This is a genomic window from Ruegeria denitrificans, from assembly GCF_001458295.1.
GTDB classification, from domain to species: Bacteria; Pseudomonadota; Alphaproteobacteria; order Rhodobacterales; family Rhodobacteraceae; genus Ruegeria; species Ruegeria denitrificans.
In genome coordinates, this window is the sequence record NZ_CYUD01000004.1 from 340,284 (window position 1) to 359,254 (window position 18,971).

General features: G+C 57.9%; 18 protein-coding genes. 9 read left to right on the plus strand and 9 right to left on the minus strand.

Going from position 1 to position 18,971, the window contains the following annotated elements:
- Positions 1-83: 83 nt before the first annotated feature.
- The 3 genes from RUE5091_RS08335 to RUE5091_RS08345 all read right to left on the minus strand — a co-directional run bounded on the left by RUE5091_RS08335 (position 84) and on the right by RUE5091_RS08345 (position 4,417).
- A complete protein-coding gene (locus RUE5091_RS08335) occupies positions 84-1,085 on the minus strand; it encodes a DctP family TRAP transporter solute-binding subunit (protein ID WP_058281423.1) in 1,002 nt (333 codons plus the stop codon).
- Positions 1,086-1,457: 372 nt separating this feature from the next.
- Positions 1,458-2,687: a sigma-54-dependent transcriptional regulator gene (locus RUE5091_RS08340; protein WP_058281424.1), complete on the minus strand. Its 1,230-nt coding sequence runs from the start codon at positions 2,685-2,687 to the stop codon at positions 1,458-1,460.
- Positions 2,684-4,417, minus strand: a complete 1,734-nt coding sequence (locus RUE5091_RS08345) for a sensor histidine kinase (RefSeq protein WP_058281425.1) — start codon at positions 4,415-4,417, stop codon at positions 2,684-2,686. The genes RUE5091_RS08340 and RUE5091_RS08345 overlap by 4 nt, the downstream gene beginning before the upstream one ends.
- A 47-nt stretch (positions 4,418-4,464) precedes the next feature.
- Here RUE5091_RS08345 and RUE5091_RS08350 point away from each other — a divergent pair, with 47 nt between their 5' ends.
- Positions 4,465-5,637, plus strand: coding sequence for a cytochrome P450 (locus RUE5091_RS08350; RefSeq protein WP_058281479.1), 1,173 nt, complete (start codon positions 4,465-4,467; stop codon positions 5,635-5,637).
- Positions 5,638-5,643: 6 nt separating this feature from the next.
- Here the strand turns inward: RUE5091_RS08350 and RUE5091_RS08355 are convergent, their stop codons facing one another.
- The gene (locus tag RUE5091_RS08355; protein ID WP_058281426.1) at positions 5,644-6,123 is read right to left on the minus strand and encodes an Lrp/AsnC family transcriptional regulator; all 480 of its coding nucleotides are present in this window, start codon (positions 6,121-6,123) and stop codon (positions 5,644-5,646) included.
- 141 nt (positions 6,124-6,264) lie between these two features.
- Between RUE5091_RS08355 and cobA the strand changes: the two genes are divergently transcribed.
- The 7 genes from cobA to infC all read left to right on the plus strand — a co-directional run bounded on the left by cobA (position 6,265) and on the right by infC (position 11,889).
- Complete coding sequence (gene cobA, locus RUE5091_RS08360; protein ID WP_058281427.1) at positions 6,265-7,041, plus strand: uroporphyrinogen-III C-methyltransferase; 777 nt, start codon at positions 6,265-6,267, stop codon at positions 7,039-7,041.
- Positions 7,041-7,355 (plus strand): DUF2849 domain-containing protein, encoded by a 315-nt coding sequence (locus tag RUE5091_RS08365; RefSeq protein WP_058281428.1) that lies wholly within the window; start codon positions 7,041-7,043, stop codon positions 7,353-7,355. The genes cobA and RUE5091_RS08365 overlap by 1 nt, the downstream gene beginning before the upstream one ends.
- A 66-nt stretch (positions 7,356-7,421) precedes the next feature.
- Positions 7,422-9,086, plus strand: a complete 1,665-nt coding sequence (locus RUE5091_RS08370) for a nitrite/sulfite reductase (protein ID WP_058281429.1) — start codon at positions 7,422-7,424, stop codon at positions 9,084-9,086.
- Positions 9,076-9,837, plus strand: coding sequence for a phosphoadenylyl-sulfate reductase (locus RUE5091_RS08375; RefSeq protein ID WP_058281430.1), 762 nt, complete (start codon positions 9,076-9,078; stop codon positions 9,835-9,837). Before RUE5091_RS08370 ends, RUE5091_RS08375 begins: the two co-directional genes overlap by 11 nt.
- A complete protein-coding gene (locus RUE5091_RS08380; protein WP_058281431.1) occupies positions 9,834-10,241 on the plus strand; it encodes a DUF934 domain-containing protein in 408 nt (135 codons plus the stop codon). Before RUE5091_RS08375 ends, RUE5091_RS08380 begins: the two co-directional genes overlap by 4 nt.
- A gap of 107 nt (positions 10,242-10,348) precedes the next feature.
- Positions 10,349-11,182 (plus strand): ferredoxin--NADP reductase, encoded by an 834-nt coding sequence (locus RUE5091_RS08385; RefSeq protein WP_058281480.1) that lies wholly within the window; start codon positions 10,349-10,351, stop codon positions 11,180-11,182.
- 245 nt (positions 11,183-11,427) lie between these two features.
- Complete coding sequence (gene infC / locus RUE5091_RS08390; protein ID WP_243470737.1) at positions 11,428-11,889, plus strand: translation initiation factor IF-3; 462 nt, start codon at positions 11,428-11,430, stop codon at positions 11,887-11,889.
- Between the two features lie 78 nt (positions 11,890-11,967).
- Here the strand turns inward: infC and RUE5091_RS08395 are convergent, their stop codons facing one another.
- Together RUE5091_RS08395 and RUE5091_RS08400 are read right to left on the minus strand one after the other, a co-directional pair.
- The gene (locus tag RUE5091_RS08395) at positions 11,968-13,284 is read right to left on the minus strand and encodes an aspartate aminotransferase family protein (protein ID WP_058281433.1); all 1,317 of its coding nucleotides are present in this window, start codon (positions 13,282-13,284) and stop codon (positions 11,968-11,970) included.
- On the minus strand, positions 13,281-14,060 hold the full coding sequence (locus tag RUE5091_RS08400) for a beta-keto acid cleavage family enzyme (RefSeq protein ID WP_058281481.1): 780 nt from the start codon (positions 14,058-14,060) through the stop codon (positions 13,281-13,283). The genes RUE5091_RS08395 and RUE5091_RS08400 overlap by 4 nt, the downstream gene beginning before the upstream one ends.
- Positions 14,061-14,149: 89 nt before the next feature.
- On the opposite strand from RUE5091_RS08400, the gene RUE5091_RS08405 reads away from it, so the two are divergent.
- On the plus strand, positions 14,150-15,049 hold the full coding sequence (locus tag RUE5091_RS08405) for a MurR/RpiR family transcriptional regulator (RefSeq protein WP_058281434.1): 900 nt from the start codon (positions 14,150-14,152) through the stop codon (positions 15,047-15,049).
- A 43-nt stretch (positions 15,050-15,092) separates the two neighbouring features.
- Here the strand turns inward: RUE5091_RS08405 and RUE5091_RS08410 are convergent, their stop codons facing one another.
- The 3 genes from RUE5091_RS08410 to RUE5091_RS08420 form a co-directional block, all read right to left on the minus strand.
- Positions 15,093-15,884, minus strand: a complete 792-nt coding sequence (locus RUE5091_RS08410) for an FAD binding domain-containing protein (protein WP_058281482.1) — start codon at positions 15,882-15,884, stop codon at positions 15,093-15,095.
- A gap of 93 nt (positions 15,885-15,977) precedes the next feature.
- Complete coding sequence (locus tag RUE5091_RS08415) at positions 15,978-18,338, minus strand: xanthine dehydrogenase family protein molybdopterin-binding subunit (RefSeq protein WP_058281435.1); 2,361 nt, start codon at positions 18,336-18,338, stop codon at positions 15,978-15,980.
- 81 nt (positions 18,339-18,419) lie between these two features.
- Positions 18,420-18,905 (minus strand): (2Fe-2S)-binding protein, encoded by a 486-nt coding sequence (locus RUE5091_RS08420; RefSeq protein WP_058281436.1) that lies wholly within the window; start codon positions 18,903-18,905, stop codon positions 18,420-18,422.
- Positions 18,906-18,971: the final 66 nt, after the last annotated feature.

Consider the following 18,971-nt stretch of genomic DNA (forward strand, 5'->3'; position numbering starts at 1 on the left):
TAGCGGGCGGGCCTTGTTTGTCGGCCCGCCCGGCCTGCGCGTCAGCAACTCCCCAGCCCCCTGACGCGCGGCCTCAACCAGGATCAGAACCCGGCGTTGATTGCCTGAGCGGCGTCGATCTTGTCTTGACCCACGTCGTCGGCGAATTTGTCCCAAACCGGTTTCATCGCATCGACCCAGGCCTGACGCTGTTCGGGGTTCAGATCGCGAATGATACCACCGGCATCAGTGATCGAGGCTTTGGCCGCTTCGTTCACAGAAAAGGCTTCTTTGTTCCTGGTTTCGGTAACCTCTGCCAGAATGGTCAGGAACTGCTCGCGCACTTCCGGATCAAGGCTGTCCAGCCAGTCCACCGAAGTTACGACCAGATAGTCGATGATACCGTGATTGGTCTCGGTGATGCCGTCCTGCACCTCAAAGAACTTCTTGCCGTAGATGTTCGACCAGGTGTTCTCCTGCCCGTCTACAACACCCTGCTGCAGCGCGCCGTAGACTTCCGAGAACGCCATTTTCTGCGGGCTTCCACCGATGGCTTCCATCTGGGCAACCAACACGTCCGAGGACTGAACCCGGAACTTCAGACCTTCCGCATCCGAGGGGTCCTCCAGCGGCTTGTTGGCAGACATCTGCTTCATGCCGTTGTGCCAGAACGCCAGTCCTTGCAGGCCACGGCGTTGCATGCTGTCTTTCATTGCCTGACCTTCTGCCGAGGCTTGGAACGCATCCACAGCGTCGATGTTCTTGAACATGAACGGCAAGTCAAACAGGCGGAACTGCTTGGTGAACTTTTCGAATTTCGACAGCGACGGTGCAGCCAGTTGCACATCGCCCTGCAGCATCGCCTCAAGCACCTTGTCGTCGTTATACAGCGTCGAGTTCGGATAGACCTCTACGCACATCACGCCGTTCATCTCGTCATTTACGCGCTGCTCCAACAGCGATGCTGCGATGCCTTTAGGGTGTTTGTCAGTGTTCGTAACATGCGCAAACTTTACGACGATTTCACCATCGTCGCAGGCCGCCATGCCCGTTGTCGCGATTGCGGACAGCGCAACCGCCGTTGCAGCCGTTGTCAAAAATTTCATCAGTCTTTTCCTCCCGGTCTTCTTGGATACTCCAATTGGCACCTGTTCGGCGCCACATGCCGGGAAGTGAACAGAATCAGTCGATCTAGCTCAACGTTTTGTTACTGCGCTCTAGATCCCAAATTTTTTCTTTTTATTTTATAGTGTTAAGTTATCCATTTTTGATACATCTACCGCTCACCAATACACGCTGTGCGGAATCCCGCACACGCTTAGCAGGCCTTGTGCGGTTTTCCGCACGATCTTCGAATCACTTCGATCGAATCAACTCCATCCCGGCATGCGCCGCCGGCAGACCGCGGCAGCGGGCTGCCCGGCCCAACGCCTTTAACCACATGATAATGTGGTCAAAGGGGGCGGGAGACTCTGCAGTTATCTACGATAATCCTCAGGACGAATCTGGTAACGGGCCAGCTTGTCATAGAAAGTTTTGCGCGGCAGTTTCAGCGCCTTTGCTGCGTCCGACGCCTTGCCGTTATGCCGCCCCAACGCTGCAATCAGCAATGACCTCTCAACCTGTGCCATCTGCTCACTCAACCCCAGGTCTGCGGCCTGTGAAACTTCCTCTGGCATACCCAGTACAAATCGCATCGCGGCCGACATCAAAGACCGTGCGTTCCCAGGCCATTCCCTGACCATGAGTGTCGCCAGATGCTCCGAGGATATCTCGGGCTCAGCAATTCCGGCCTGTTCGGCCGCCTGCGCGACATAATGGCGAAAAATCACCGGAATATCTTCGGGCCGTTCGGCCAAAGACGGAATGCGTACCCGCATAACGTCCAAACGATAGAACAGGTCCGCAAGAAATTGCCCTTCAGCAGACAGAGCGGCAAGATCAACTGTCGTTCCGGCCAGAATGCGTGCGCCCACGCCCTGTTCGACCAACTCCAAAGCAGCATACTGAGTGGCTTCAGGCATGGCCGATATTTCATCCAGAAACAACGACCCCCCGGCGGCATCTTCGCAGACCTGAACCAGCGCTTCAGGCGTCAGACCCGACGAAGGCTGTTTCACAAACGAGCCCTGCCCTTGTGGTGACATCAGGTGGATGACCTCAGCCACTTTTGAAATCCCACTGCCCGCAGGCCCAGTGACCAGTACCTCTGCCCCAGTCGGTGCCACGGTCCGAACCCGCTGTCTCAGCGCTTCGGCTTGCGCCGATAGTCCGAACAGCAACCGCGCGGCCGGATCGCCGCGAGCAAGTTCTCTTTTCAACGCACGCTGTTCCAAAATCTGCCTACGAGTGGCAAACGCCTTTCCCAAGACTTCGAGCAAGTCCGCTGCCGCACATGGTTTTTCCAGAAAATCAAATGCACCCTGCCCCATGGCCCGCACCGCCATCGGAATATCCCCTTCACCCGTCAACAGGATGACCGGCAGTTCTGGGTCCACCTCAAGCGTATACGTCAAAAGGTGAAACCCGTCCCGCCCCGGCATGCGGATATCCGATACGATCACACCCGGAAAATCGTCACGAATGTGGTCCTTGGCCGCCACAAATGACCCTGCCGTAACCGGATGGTAATCTGCCAATTCCAGCGTCTGCGCCAGCGCCTCGCGCACAGCAGCATCATCATCGACCAATAGAACCTTACGCGTCATGCCACTTTGTCTTCCCGGTAATACTCAAGCTCGACGGTAAACATCGCACCTGTCGGCGCGTTGGCCCCCCGGATGTTGCCACCAAAGCTTTGCACCAGACCATAAGAGATCGAAAGGCCGAGCCCCATGCCTTCGGACGACCCAACCGCTTTGGTCGTGTAAAACGGTTCGAACAGTTTCTCTGTGTTCTCAATTCCCGGGCCAACATCGCGAACTGTAACGGTCAGCTTTTCTCCGGAGTCTATCGCGATGTGAATAAGACGTTCATCCTGTTGGCTCATCGCGTCTGCGGCGTTGTTGATCAAGTTTACAAAAACCTGCACCAGCCGCACCTCTCCACCCCACGCAAATACCGAACCTTGCGGGGGGGACCATTCCATCGTGACACCTTCGGCCCGCAGGCGCGCTTCGGTCAACTCTACCGCCGTGTCGATCACCTGCACCAGATCAACCTTTCCCATGGGCTCACTTTCATTGCGGGCAAAGGCGCGAAGGTTTTTGATAATCCGCGCCATTCGAGCAGCCATGTCGGAAATACGCGTCAGGTTTTCACCCGCCCTTTCTGCGCGACCCCGTGACAGGAACGCAGCACCGTTGTCGGCAAATTGTCGGATCGCCATCAGTGGCTGGTTCAACTCGTGGCTGATGCCAGCTGACATCTGCCCCAAAGCGCTTAGCTTGCCAGCCTGAATAAGCTCTTCCTGCGCGTGTTTCAGCGCGGCTTCAGCCTCTTGCCGTTCGTGCACCTCGCGGCGCAAGGCGCTGTTCGCGAAAGTCAGGGCCTGCGTGCGCTCGGCAACGCGGGTTTCGAGCTCAGCATTGGCCTCGGCCAGGGTGCGTCTGCGCTCGGTCGCCAAAAACAACAGGGCACCAAAGGCCAGACAAATCGCAGCAACTGTGGCCGCTTGCAACCCGGCCAGACGCCGGGCTGGCGCAATGTCCACTAAAACCTCGGCCGTCATGTCAATTACCGGCAGGTCAAGCATCAGGTGCAAGGCGCGGCTTGGCAGATAGCGGCCCCAGTTGAGCCGCCACAATTCATGCCGTCCAACCCGGGTAGAGGCAAAATTGACCTCACCGCCGCTTGGCGGTGTCAGCCCTTGTTGCCCGGCAGCGCGGCGCCAGAACAGCAGGTCAGACCGGTTCGAGATAAAGACCACCCCATCGCCATCAATAAAGAAAACCGCCTCGGTACTGCCGCGCCAGGTCTGTTCCACATCTTGCACATCAGCCTCAACCATCAACGCGCCTTCGACCCGGCCTGCAGTATCAAACGCCGGGGCCGCATAGGCGTAAATTCGGTCGCCGCTGGTCGGCATCACACCATGTGCGTTACCCAACGCCCCCTGCAGCGCGCGTTGAAAAGCAGGGTGCCCGGCCATGTTGGCTTGCTCAACAGGATGTGCCGAAACCAGAACCTGACCGGTTCGGTCCAGATACATCATGTTCACGGCTGCGGTTTTATCTGCCACGTCCAACAGGATTGCACGGACGGCCCGTTTCTGAGCCGGGGTTTCAATCGTTCGCAAGGCCGGATGCTTTGCCATCAGTACCGCAAGTTCCTGATAGACCTGCATCTGCGTGCTCAGCCGGTCAGCGGCCAGTTCAAGGTCGGCCTCGGCCTTCTCGCTCAGTTGTGACAGCGCTTGCCGATAGCCATAGGACCACACCCCAGCGGCCAACAGCCCGACGGCACAGAGAAAACCTAAGATTACCCAAACCCGTTGCATGATATAGGGTCTTGCATTCAGCGGGCCGCATGGCAAGTCTGCCGCGCATGAAGACGGTATTCCAATCCCCGGTCGAACCGGGTTTCGTGCAAAACCCCTATCCGTTCTATGACGCGGTCCGTGTGCACGGGGACCTTGTTTATTGGGACGATTACAAGAAAGTTGCGGCCGTCTCGCACCGGGCCGTGCAGGCCTTGCTGAAAGATCGCCGTTTTGGCCGAGAGGTTCCCGCCGAATTGCAACGCTCCGGTCCTGCTCACCTGGTCCCCTGGCTGACTGTTGAGGCGCATTCTATGTTGGAAGCAGAACCGCCACGTCACACGCGACTGCGCGCGCTGGTTATGCGGGCTTTTACATCACGCGCGATAGCCGCGCTTGAGCCCTCACTTCACGATCTCAGCCACGACTTGATCAATCGCTTTCCCGATACTCCCTTCGATCTGCTGGATGCGTTTTGCTCGCAAGTTCCAGTGATCACCATCTGCCGCCTTCTGGGTGTGCCCGAAGAAATGTCGCCTGATCTGTTGCGCTGGTCTCATGCCATGGTGGCGATGTATCAGGCCAGTCGGACCCGCCAGACCGAGGACGAGGCTGCAGACGCCGCACGTGATTTCACCCTGTTCCTCACTGAATACATCGAACAACGCCGGATAGATCCGCAGGATGATCTGATCACCCACTTGATCACAGCCGAGGAAGAAGGCGAAAAACTCTCACACGATGAACTGGTGGCCACCTGCATCCTGCTGCTGAATGCGGGGCATGAGGCGACGGTTCATTCCTTGGGCAACGGGGTGAAAACCGTGTTGCAACTGGGACTTGACCCTCGAACCTGCGACCCGGTTAGGCTGGTCGAGGAAATCCTGCGCTTCGATCCGCCGCTGCATATGTTCACGCGTTATGCTTATGAGGAAGCCGAGGTTTTTGGCCACAGTTTCAAGCGCGGAGATGAGATTGCGCTGCTATTGGGGGCGGCGAACCGCGACCCGATGGTCTGGAGCGAACCAAACCACTTTGATCCCTCGCGCCCGATTGTCACCAATACCAGTTTCGGTGGTGGGCTGCATTTCTGCGTCGGTGCGCCGCTGGCCCGGTTAGAGATGCGAATTGCCCTACAAGCGCTGTTTGACCGGTGTCCGAACCTGCGCCTAACCACCGATCCGGACTATTCCAACACCTATCATTTCCACGGCCTGACCCGGCTGATGGTTCAGGTCTGAGCTGCCTCAGCTGTCGGTCAGCGCACTCAGTGGCAGCATGGTGGTGGACTTAATCTCTTCCATCGACAACAAGGCGGTTACGTTGTGCACGCGCACCTCAGAGATCAGGGTCTGATAAAACACGTCATAGGCTCGCGCGTTTTTGACCCGAACCTTGAGGATATAGTCGATGTCACCGGCCAGTCGGTGCGCCTCTTGCACTTCGGGGCGGTCACGCAGAGCCTTGAGGAACCTGCGCTGCCAGTCTGCCTCGTGTTCAGAGGTTCGGATCAGAACGAAAAATGTGGCCTCGAAACCCAGCGCTTCGGCGTCCAGCAATACGGTTTGCTGACCGATCACACCCGCCCCTTTCAACTTGCGGATTCGATTCCAGACCGGGGTCTTGGAACTGCCGACACGGGCGGCTATTTCATCTAGCGATTGGCTAGCGTCTCGCTGTAGCTCGGCCAGAATTTTCCGATCCGTGTCATCAATTCGCACCGACATTCCAATTTCCCCTTCGATTTGAAACCAACGTCCCAATTTGCGACCACAGCGAAACACATGTCCTTATTTGGTCGCCCATATAGCGTTTTACCGGGAATATTTCCTATATTGCAGGTCAAGTCAAACCAAGCGGAACAGAACATGCAGTTTGCGCATTCATATGATGGCACAGGGCACGTCGACTTTGTCGGCGCGGGTCCGGGCGATCCGGAATTGCTGACGCTCAAGGCGCTTAAAGCCTTCGAGCGCGCTGACGTCGTGCTGCATGACCGCCTAATCAGCGCCGAAGTTCTGGAACTGGCTGGTAAGACCGCTGCTCTGGTCGATGTCGGCAAGGCCGGGTTCGGACCGTCGTGGAACCAGGACGACATTGACGCCCTTCTTGTGGACTACGCTTTGAAAGGTCAACGCGTGGTACGGTTGAAGTCCGGTGATCCCACAATCTTTGGCCGTCTGGATGAAGAGATCGAGGCCGTCGAGGCCGCAGGCATCACTTGGCAGATCGTGCCCGGCATCACCGCAGCGTCGGCAGCCGTCGCCGGGATTGGCCAAAGCCTGACCCGCCGCGGCCGTAATTCGTCTATTCGCATTCTGACCGGTCACGACATGAAAGGATTTGCCGATCACGACTGGGCCGCGCTGGCACGCGCTGGTTCCGTTGCAGCGATCTATATGGGTAAGAAATCCGCTCGCTTCATTCAGGGCCGCTTGATCATGCATGGTGCCGACCGGGGCACGCCGGTGACGCTGGTGGAAAATGCCTCGCGCCCTGATCAACGCATTCTGGCCACCAAACTAGACCAACTACCCAATGATCTGGCCGCCGCCAAAATGGACGGCCCCGCCCTAACCTTTTACGGCCTCGCCCCGCGCCAAGCGGCCCAGGCCCTGACCGAATTCAAGAAGGAGCACGCCTGATGGCCCGCGCTTTTACCCCTAAAGTAGTGACCGCCAACGATCTGTTGGAAGGCGACGTTATATACCTGACAGAAGACGACCGCTGGTCGCGTGAGTTGTCTGATGCAGAGCTGATCACCGATGAGGCCCACGCCCAGGTGCGCCTGCTGGATGCATCGCGTCAGGCCAACAAGATCGTGGGCGCCTATCTGGCCGATGCCGTGGCCGGAAAGAACGGCCCCGAACCCGCCCATTTCCGCGAGGATTTCCGCCGTACCGGCCCTTCAAACTATGCCCACGGCAAGCAGGAAACAGCAACGCAGCCCCGGGCCTGACCTCTGGCCTACTCTCTCCCCTTCAAGGCCCCTCGGTTTCGGGGCTGCAACTAAGGACAGCTAGACATGTATCGCTACTCCGAATTTGATCACGATTTTCTGGCAGAGCGTAACGCACAGTTCCGCGCCCAGGTCGAGCGCCGCATTGACGGTTCGCTGACTGAAGATGAATTCAAGCCCCTGCGCCTGATGAACGGCCTGTATCTTCAGTTGCATGCCTACATGTTGCGAGTTGCGATCCCTTATGGCACGCTGTCCAGTGCGCAGATGCGCCAACTGGCGCTGCTGGCCGAGAAATGGGACAAGGGCTATGGCCATTTCACCACCCGCCAGAACATCCAGTACAACTGGCCGAAACTGAACGACGTGCCGGATATGCTGGACGCGCTGGCCGAAGTTGGCATGCACGCCATCCAAACCTCGGGCAACACCATCCGCAACGTGACCGCGGACCATTTTGCCGGTGCCGCGGCGGACGAGATCGCAGACCCCCGCCCCTATGCCGAACTGCTGCGTCAGTGGTCGACCGACCACCCGGAATTCCAGTTCATGCCGCGTAAGTTCAAGATCGCGATCACCGGCTCAGAAAATGACCGCGCCGTGATCAAAGCGCACGATATCGGCCTGCAACTGGTCGAGCGTGACAGCGTTCTGGGCGCCCGCGTCATCGTGGGAGGCGGTTTGGGTCGTACTCCGATGATCGGCAAAGAGCTGTCCGAGTTCGTCGCATTCGACGACCTGCTGGCGTATCTCGAAGCCACCGTTTCCGTTTGGAACCAGATCGGCCGCCGCGACAACAAGTACAAGGCGCGCATCAAGATCACCGTGCATGAACATGGCATTGATGCAATCCGCGCGAAGGTTAACGAGCGCTTTCTGCAGGTTCGCTCGCAGTTTAAAGGGGCCGATATGGCTCTGCTGGAGGAAATCAAGGGCCACTTCGCCCCGCCTGCCTTCCGTGAAGGCTCGGTTGCGTCGTTTGAAAGCGCTTATACCAACGATCCGGTTTTCCGCTCGTGGATCGACACCAACATCGCGCCGCACAAGAACGCGGATCATGCGATTGTCACGATCTCGATCAAGAAGCACGGCCAGACGCCGGGTGATGCGACGGCTGAACAGATGCGCGTGATGGCCGATCTGGCCGAAGAGTTCGCTTATGACGAACTGCGCATCAGCCATGAGCAGAACGTGATCCTGCCGCATGTCCACAAATCGGACCTGCCTGCGATCCACGCCAAGCTGAAAGAGCATGAGTTGGCCACAGCCAATATCGGCCTGATCAGCGACATCATCGCCTGCCCCGGCATGGACTACTGCGCCCTGGCGACAGCACGCTCAATTCCTGTTGCCCAGGAAATCGCGACCCGCTTTGATGACCTCAAGCTGGAGCATGATATTGGCCACCTGAAGATCAAGATCTCGGGCTGCATCAACGCCTGTGGTCACCACCACGTCGGCCACATCGGCATTCTGGGTCTGGATCGTGCAGGCGTCGAAAACTACCAAATCACTCTGGGTGGTGACGGCACCGAGAATGCGGCTGTTGGCGATCGCACGGGCCCGGGCTTTGCCTATGATGAGATCGTGCCTGCGGTCGAACGCATTGTTGACACGTATCTTGAGCAACGCGAAAGCGCAGAGGAAGAATTCCTGCAGACCTATCGTCGGGTAGGCATGGCACCCTTCAAGGCTGCCCTCTACCCCGAGGCGCAGGCCAATGCCGCTTGACCTAATCCAGACGGAACTGGGTAAGGATCGTGCTGAACTGACCGAACAGGTCGAAGCATTGAACGCCCAGTTCCGCCATCACAGCGCTCATGATGTGATGCACGGCGCGATTGAAGAGATCGATGAGCTTGCTCTGGTCTCAAGCTTTGGGGCTGAATCGGTTGTGCTGCTGCATATGGCGGCTGTGGTGAACAAGGCCACACCGGTTTTGTTTGTGGATACGCAAATGCTGTTTACCGAAACGCTGGAATACCAGCAGGAGGTGAGCGAGCGTCTGGGCCTGTCGAATGTCCGTATCATTCTGGCAGAGGACGAAGACCTTGAGCGTGACGACCCATACGGTGCTTTGCGGCTGAACGACATGGATGCTTGCTGCAACCTGCGCAAGACCTTCCCGCTGCAAAAGGCGTTGGCGGGATTCGATGGCTGGATCACCGGGCGCAAACGGTTCCAGTCGGGCACTCGGGCCGAGCTCGATTTCTTTGAGGTCGAGGACGGAACCGGTCGGATTAAGGTCAACCCGCTGGCCCATTGGGCGCCCGAAGATGTGCGCGCCTATATGGAAGAGAACAACCTGCCGCGGCATCCGCTGGTGGCCAAAGGATACCCTTCGATCGGCTGTGCGCCCTGCACCTCGCCGGTCAAAAAGGGCGAAGATCCCCGCGCCGGGCGTTGGCGCGATCAGAACAAGGAAGAATGCGGCATCCATTTTGTCGATGGCAAAATGGTGCGCGCCGGAGAGAAAACATGAACGTAATCGTAACGGATACGGGGTTCGCCCCCGATGACTGGACCGATGGCTTTGTCACACTGGAAGATGCGGCCAATGATGTGGTCGCACTTGACGTGGCCTCGGATGCGGACCCGGATGAACTGTTTGACCGCCTGGGCAACGCCAAAATGGTGCGTGTGGATTTTCCATCCTCGGCCGATGGTCGCGGCTTCACCATTGCGCGCGTCCTGCGCCTGAAGGGCTTCACCGGGCGCTTGCGTGCCAAGGGCCATGTACTGGCCGACCAATATGCGATGGCCCGCCGCAGTGGCTTTGACGAGGTCGAGATTGATCACGCGCTTGCCAACCGCCAGACGGAAGATCAGTGGCTGGCCCGCGCCAACTGGAAAGACCACAGCTACCAGGCCCGCCTGCGCGGCTGAAACCGCCATCGCCAGCTTGTGACCGGAGGGGGGCAAACTGTCCCCTTTTCCTGCCTTGAAACAACGTTTAAACGGAGATGCCGGTCACGCTGACCGACAGTGAAACCATGACAGAGATGAAGCCCGTGACCGAAGCAACCGCCGTGAAGGCCCCCGTTCTTCCTGACGCCCAGACCGTAACAGACGTCAAACACTGGACCGACAGCCTGTTCTCTTTCAAGGTGTCGCGCCCTGCCTCGCTGCGGTTCCGCTCAGGCGAGTTCGTGATGATTGGCCTGCTGGGCGACAACGGCAAACCGCTGCTGCGCGCCTATTCCATTGCTTCGCCATCCTGGGACGAAGAGTTGGAATTCTACTCGATCAAGGTCCAGGACGGCCCGCTGACCTCGAAGCTGCAACACGTCAAGCCGGGCGACCAGATCATTCTGCGGCCCAAGCCCGTCGGTACGCTGGTCCATGACGCCCTGCTGCCCGGAAAGCGTCTGTGGTTCTTCGCCACTGGCACCGGCTTTGCTCCGTTTGCCTCGCTGCTGCGCGAGCCGCAGACCTATGAGGATTATGATGAGGTCATCATCACTCATACCTGCCGCGAAGTTTCGGAACTGGAATATGGTCGTCAGCTGATCGACAGTATCCGTCAGGACGAAATGCTCGCCGAACTGATGGGCGAAGGCTTTGCCGACAAGATCCGCTATTATCCCACCACCACCCGGGAAGAGAGCCCCAAGATGGGCCGCATCACCAACCTGTTGAAAGACGGAACCGTGTTTGCCGATCTGGGTATCGAAGGCGGCATCAAGCCTGACACCGACCGCGCCATGGTCTGCGGTTCGCTGGCCTTCAACCTGGACATCAAGGCAATCCTGGAAGAGTTCGGCCTGCGCGAAGGTGCCAATTCTGAACCCAAGGAATTCGTGATCGAAAAGGCTTTTGTGGGCTGATCCACGCGCGCGGGCCGCTGGAATGACCCTGGCCCGCGCACAAACCCGCTGCAAACAAGTGAATTTCAGCCATTTCAACGCGGATGGCGCTTGAAACGGGTCGCGGGGCAGTCTAAATTTCGGGCTCGAAATTCTGCAATCATCAAAGGAATGAACCAATAGCTCGCAGACCTCACAACGCGCCGCCGCAGAGAGACACCGGCCCACGCGTCAATGATAAGATCCGTGCCCCCGAAATTCGCCTGATTGGCGCCGAAGGTGAAAACGTCGGGGTGGTTCATCCCGCCAAAGCAATGCAAATGGCCGCCGATGTCGGACTTGATTTGGTTGAAATCTCGCCAAATGCGAACCCGCCTGTCTGCAAGATCATGGATTTCGGCAAGTTTAAATACGAACAGCAGAAACGCGAAAGCGAAGCCCGCAAGAAGCAAAAGATCATCGAGGTGAAAGAGGTCAAGTTCCGGCCCAACACCGACACACATGACTATGACGTCAAAATGCGGAACGTGTTCAAGTTTCTGGAAAACGGCGACAAAGTCAAAGTCACCCTGCGTTTCCGTGGTCGTGAGATGGCGCACCAAAACCTGGGTCGCGAGCTGCTGGAACGTGTGGCAGAAGACATCAAGGAACTGGGCAAGATCGAAAATATGCCCAAAATGGAAGGCCGTCAGATGATCATGATGATCGGGCCTCTGCCGCAGAAATAGGGTTCTGACTATCCTGAGTGTTCAAAGCCCCCTTGAACGAGGGGGCTTTTCTTTTGCAGGGGGTTCGGTCCTGCAGCGTTAAATCACCGCTTCGATTGCCTTACTCAGCTTTCCAACCATCTCATCAATCTGCGCATCTTCGATGATGAAAGGTGGTGCCAACAGGATGTGATCGCCCAGCCGACCATCCCGGGTGCCGGACATGGGATAACAAATCAACCCTTCGGCCAGCGCAGCCTTTTTGATCTTGCCAGCCACCCCCAGCGCAGGATCGAGAGGCGCCTTGGTGTCACGATCTGTGACCAGCTCAATGCCCCGGAACAATCCACGACCCCGAATATCACCGACATTCGGATGTTGCCCCAACGCAGCCACAAGAGCAGATTGAACTTTCTCGCCCATGATGGCTACCCGCCCGGGCAAATCGCGCTGTGTCATCTCACCAACCACGGCCAAAGCCGCCGCCGTTGCGACCGGGTGGCCGATATAGGTGTGGCCGTGCTGAAAAAAACCAGACCCGTCGCGAATCGCATCGAAAATCTTTGCGGTACACATCATCGCACCGATAGGTTGATAGCCAGCCCCCAACCCCTTGGCGATGCACAGAATATCCGGGGCTATTCCGTCGTGATCACAGGCAAACAGATGCCCCGTCCGCCCCATGCCGCACATTACCTCGTCCAGAATCAACAACACACCGTATTGATCGCAGATTTCGCGGATGCGTTTAAAATACCCTTCGACCGCAGGAACCGCACCCAGGGTCGCACCAACAACCGGTTCGGCCATAAACGCCATTACAGTTTCAGAGCCCAACCGCAGGATTTCCGCCTCAAGCTCATTGGCCACACGCTGGCCATAGTCAAAGCTGCTCTCGCCTTCTGGCTTTTCTGCGTATTCGTAACAGGGCGCGATATGGGTCATTTCGATCAGCATCGGTGCGAATTGCGCTCGTCGCCACGCATTCCCACCTGCGGACAGAGCCCCCAGAGTGTTCCCGTGATAGCTTTGCCGCCGAGCAATCACATGTCGACGATCCGGCTGGCCGATTTCCAGAAAATACTGCCGCGCCAGCTTGATCGCAGCCTCGGTCGCCTCGGACCCCCCCGAGACGAAATACACCCGATCCAGCTCACCCGGAGCATGCTCGACCAGTAAATCGGCCAACGCCTCGGCCGGTTCCGAGGTCATGAAGCCGGTATGCGCAAAGGCGATTTGCTCCACCTGTCCCTGCACGGCCTTAATCACAGCAGGGTTGGAATGTCCCAGGCACGATACCGCCGCGTCACCACAATCCAGGTAGCGGCGGCCTAGCGCGTCAATCAGATAACATCCGTCCCCACCGGCCGCGATCGGCAGCTCAGAATTAGTGTGGCGTGGAAATACGTGACTCATTTGACTGCCCTTTCCAACTTGGCAACAAGCGCCGACACTGACGCGGCATTGTCTTTCCAGAGGACTCCGCTTTCGTCAGTCAGGCTGTTTTCAAACCCGACCCGAACGTCCCCACCCTGCCCGGCAGCGTATGCCAAGCAAGCATGCTCCTGCGCGCCAAAGGCACACACCATCCACGGCGACAGCCCTTTGGGAAACCGATCCAGATCTTGCGGAGTGGATTTCTGACCAGCTGTATAGCGCCCCAGAACCAAAATACGTTCCACCTGGTCCTCACGCACTATCCCGGCCTTCTGCCACTGCGCCAACAAAGCGGCGTCATCGGCGTCATACAGGATGTGCTGAACTCGCGTACCCTGCCCGGCACACAGACCGTAGACCCGGTCGGCCAACTCTGGCGACCGTGCAATCTCTCTTATCGAAATTGACGCCCATTCTGGACGCACCTGTTCCAGACACGTGAACTGGGCTGGCACATCGAAGATTTCAGCGGCCTCGGTCGTGATCTGTAGGTCCAGTCCGGGAACACTCTGACGCAACGCGGCCATCGTTTCCAGATATTGACCAGCATCTAGAGAATGCTGCCCTTCCGCATCCCGAATGTGCAGGTGCAGCCCGTTCGCGCCCGCCATAGAACAGGCGCGTGCGGTCTGGATGATCTGATCCGTGGATACCGGCAAATCCGAGTGATCCGACGGCCCACGCCGCGCGCCTGTTGGGGCGACAAGAACATAGGGCCGTCCAGCAGCTTGGCTTTCTGATTGCAAGTCCGACATACACATTCCTCGGGTAATACTTGCCCTATCTAATCCGTCAAAAATTGTTTTTTACTTGCTAATTGCATAACATTTGTTTTTCTGCGGCAATGAACAGTACACCAACCCAGATCATCGACCATCTGCGTCAAGAGATTGAGCAGATGCCAGCCGCCCTGCAAGCTGCCGCCAAGTACATCATCGACTACCCCGGAGATTTCGGCCTTGATCCTATCCGCACCACAGCCACCCGGATCGGCGTTAGCTCGAATGTTCTGGTTCGTTTGGCTCAACGCATGGGTTTCGACGGCTTCGAGGCCTTCCGCACACCGTTCCGGAATGCTCTGGTCACCGACAGAGAAAGCGATTTGGGGCAAGATTGGCTAACCGCCCTGCAATCTGAGGATGCCTTTGGCACCTTTCAAGCCAAACTGGTGCAGAACGAACAGAACGTCGTCACACGGTCGCTGCGGCTCATGAAACCCGACAAGGTGCGCGAGGCCATCCAGTACCTGACCACGTCTCGCCGGTGTTTCGTGACGGCCACGCGTGCCAGCTATGCGCTGGCTTATTATTTTTCCTACACAGGACGAATGGCGCATCCGGGCATTCAATTGGCGCCGCGCCATGTGGGGTCTGCAACCGACGATCTACTGGACGCAGATCATCGCGATAGCCTCATCGCTATCACTGTTCACCCCTATTCTGCGGATACGATCCAGTCGATGCGCTTTGCAAAACAACAAGGGCTGCGCCTTATCTTGATCTCGGACAGTGACGTGATCGCACCAGGGGTCGAGCCTGATGTTGCCTTTACCGTCAGCACACGCGCCTTGCACCCGTTTTCCTGTTTCACCGGCGCAATGGCTGTTCTGGAATGCCTGTTGGGTCATCTGTTTGACGTCGGAGGTGATGCCGCTCGTCAACGGCTGGAGGCTTATCAAAAAGCCCGTGAAGACACCGGCGCATACTGGCAGCCCTCAAAAACCCCAAGACTACGCCGCACGTAAAAAGCCCCGACACGCAGCCGGGACTTTAATCGTTTCCTGTCAATCACATACAGGCTTCGACGGCCCGTTTCGTCATGACACCAACAAGATGTGCACGATAGTCCTTGCTACCATGCAGATCACCGATCATGTTGGCTGGATTGATGCGCAAATCCATAAGCGCGTCCGGTCGGAACTCTTTGTTCAACGCCTCTTCTGCTTCGGACCACCGGAATACACCATCTTCACTGGCCCCTGTCACGGCAACGCGAACGCCATCCGCAAATCGCGCAAGATAGACACCGACCAGAGCAAACCGTGACGCAGGCTGCAGGAACTTCTGATAGCTCGCCGCCTGGGGCACGGGGAACCGGATCGAGGTAATGATCTCACCCTCTTCCAGAGCAGTGGTAAACAAACCTTCAAAGAAGTCATCCGCACCGATCTGCCGTGAATTGGTGATGATCGTCGCCCCCGAACCCAAAACGCCCGCCGGATAGCAGGCCGCCGGATCATTGTTGGCCACCGACCCACCAATGGTACCGCGATTACGCACTGCCGGATCACCGATCTGACCAGCCAGAGCCGCCATCGCGGGATAACTGTCCGCTGCCTCAGCCTCGACGGTGGCGTGGGTTGTTGCCCCACCAATCGACACCGAACCATCATCGTCAACACACACCCCTTTCATCTCGGCAATCCCGCTCAGCGAGACCAGAGCCGAGGGCGCGGCCAATCGTTGTTTCAGCGTCGGGATAAGGGTCTGACCACCCCCCAACGCCTGCGCATCCTCGGCCCCCAACGCGGCAACCGCATCAGCAATGGTCGAGGGTTTCTCAAACTCGAAATTATACATTTCGTCTTCCTTTCCGAAAGGCGCGAATCCGCCCTTCATCTGGCTATAAATACCTAGGGGTCCGGGGGCCGCCCCCCGGTCCACCCTCTCAACTCAGCTGTTCATGGCCGCCCAGACACGCGACGGACTAACCGGCATGTCGATGTGATCCACCGCCTTGCCACCCGAATTCAGCGCATCCAGCACCGCATTAACCACGGCTGGCGGCGAGCCTATCGCGCCGGCCTCACCACAGCCTTTCACACCCAGCGGGTTATGCGTGCAGGGCGTCTGGCTGGAATGGTCAACACCGTAGAAGGGCACATCATCGGCACGGGGCATCGCGTAATCCATAAAGGAGGCGCTCAGCAGTTGGCCGTTTTCGTCATAGGCGCAGTTCTCCAGAAGCGCCTGACCGATGCCCTGACCGATACCGCCATGCACCTGACCATCCACAATCATCGGGTTGACGATATTGCCAAAATCGTCCGCCGCAGTGAACTTTTCGATGCTAACCTGTCCGGTTTCGGGATCGACCTCGACCTCACAGGCATAGGCCCCTGCGGGAAAGGTAAAGTTGGCCGGGTCATAAAACGCCGTCTCCTCCAGCCCCGGCTCAACCTCCAGCGGATAGTTGTGTGGGACATAGGCCGTTAGGGTCACATCGCCCCAAGCCACCGACTTGTCGGTACCTGCGACGCTGAACTGACCGTCCTTCAACTCGATATCGGCCTCTGACGCTTCCAAAAGATGTGCTGCGATCTTCTTGGCCTTTTCGATCACCTTCTCGGTCGCCTTGACCATGGCAGAGCCACAAACCGCAAGCGAGCGCGAGCCATAGGTGCCCATACCAAACGGGATCTTGGATGTATCGCCATGCACGATCTCAACCATCGACTCGTCGATACCGATCATGTCGGCCACAACCTGCGGGAAAGCGGTCTCATGCCCCTGACCGTGGCTGTGTGCACCGACCATGACGCTGATCGAGCCGGTGGCATTTACCCGCACAGTCGCCGCATCATAAAGACCCGCACGAGCCCCAAGCATGCCAACGATGTTCGAAGGCGCGATACCGCAGGCTTCGATGTAGCAGTTGATACCCAGACCACGTAGCTTGCCGCTGGCCTCGCTTTCCGCACGGCGCGCGGCAAAGCCTGCCAAGTCGGCGGCGGTTTCAAGCTTGTCCATGGTCCCGTTGTAATCCCCGGTGTCATAGGTCAACGCCACCGGCGTGTCATATGGGAACTGGGTGACAAAGTTCTGACGGCGCAGGGCAATTGGATCGACACCCAATTCGCGCGCGGCTTTGTCAACGACGCGCTCTATCTGATAGGTCGCCTCGGGGCGGCCCGCACCGCGATAGGCATCCACCGGCACTGTGTTGGTGAACATCGCCTTTACGTTCACCTGAATGACCGGCGTCGTATAGTTACCCGCCATCAGCGTGCCATGCAGCCAGGTCGGAACCGAGCTGGAAAACGTCGACAGATACGCACCAAGATTGGCGTAAGTGTTGGTCCGCAGACCGACAAAGTTGTTGTCCGCATCCAGTGCCAGTTCGATTTTACTGACGTGATCGCGGCCATGAGCGTCCGACATGAACGCCTCGGACCGGCTGGCCGACCATTTGACCGGGCGATTGCAGGCTTTGGCGGCAAAGGTACAGAACGCCTCTTCGGCATAGTGGAAGATCTTGGTGCCAAAGCCACCGCCCACATCCGGGGCTACCACGCGGACCTTGTGCTCGGGCAGGCCCAGAACAAACGCGCACATCAGCAACCGGATGACGTGCGGGTTTTGCGATGTGGTGTACAGCGTGTACTCCTCGGTGCCCCGATTGTATTCGGCCACAGCCACACGCGGTTCCATCGGATTGGCGACCAGACGGTTGTTTACCAAATCCAGCGTCGTCACATGCGCCGCATTTGCAAAGACCTCATTAACCTTGGCGTCGTCGGCCTCACCCAACTGCCAGTCATAGCAGATGTTGTTTTTCAGATCGTCATGAACCAGCGTCGCGCCATCCTGCGCAGCAGCTTTCATATCCATGACAGCGGGCAGTTCCTCGATATCGAGGTCAATCGCTTCTGCTGCATCGCGGGCTTGTTCAAGACTATCGGCCACAACCGCCGCAATCGGGTCGCCCACATGGCGCACCTTGCCTTGCGCCAGAATTGGGTGCGGCGGTTCCTGCATGGGTGCGCCGTGCTTGTCGGTCACTTCCCATCCGCAGGGCATTCCACCAACGCCTTCGAAATCCTTACCGGTGAAAACCTTGACCACGCCGGGCATGCCCTCGGCGGCCGAAGTATCGACGCTGTTGATCCGTCCATGCGCGATGTCCGAGCGCAGAAAATAAACATAGGCCTGTCCGGCCGCATTGATATCGTCGGTGTAATTGCCCGCTCCGGTCAGAAAGCGTACGTCTTCGCGCCGCTTGGAACTGGCTCCGATGCCACTGTCTTTGGGCATTGCTTGTTCTCCTCCCATAATCGGGTGCTTGTGCACCCTTTTGTCATCCCACGGGCGTCTCCTCTTACGCCCGCAGTGGCATTATTCGGCAGCGATGCTGCTGACGTCTTGGCCGGACGCGGCCATGATCGCCTTGACGATATTGTGGTACCCGGTGCAGCGACACAGATTGCCTTCCAGATATTTGCGGACTTCAGCCTCGGTCGGACGCGGATTGTCTTTCAGCAAAGCCGCCGTGCTCATCACCATGCCAGGCGTACAGAACCCACATTGCAGACCGTGATGATCCTGAAAGGCCTGCTGTATGACGTTCAGCGAACCATCGTCATTGGCCTGGCCCTCGATCGTGCCAACATCGGCCCCATCAGCCTCAAGCGCCAGCATGTTGCAGGACTTCACCGCCTCGCCATTCACGTGGACCACACACGCACCGCATTGCGCGGTGTCGCATCCGACATGCGTTCCGGTCAGTGACAGATGATCGCGCAGAAAACTGGACAGCAAGGTCCGGCCCTCGACATCACCGCTCACGGATTTTCCGTTCACGGTCATTGAGACCTGTGTCATTCGCTCCTCCTAAAATGAAACTCTCCCTAGCCCGAGTTAAACACGGGAGTTTTTGTTTGAGAACAA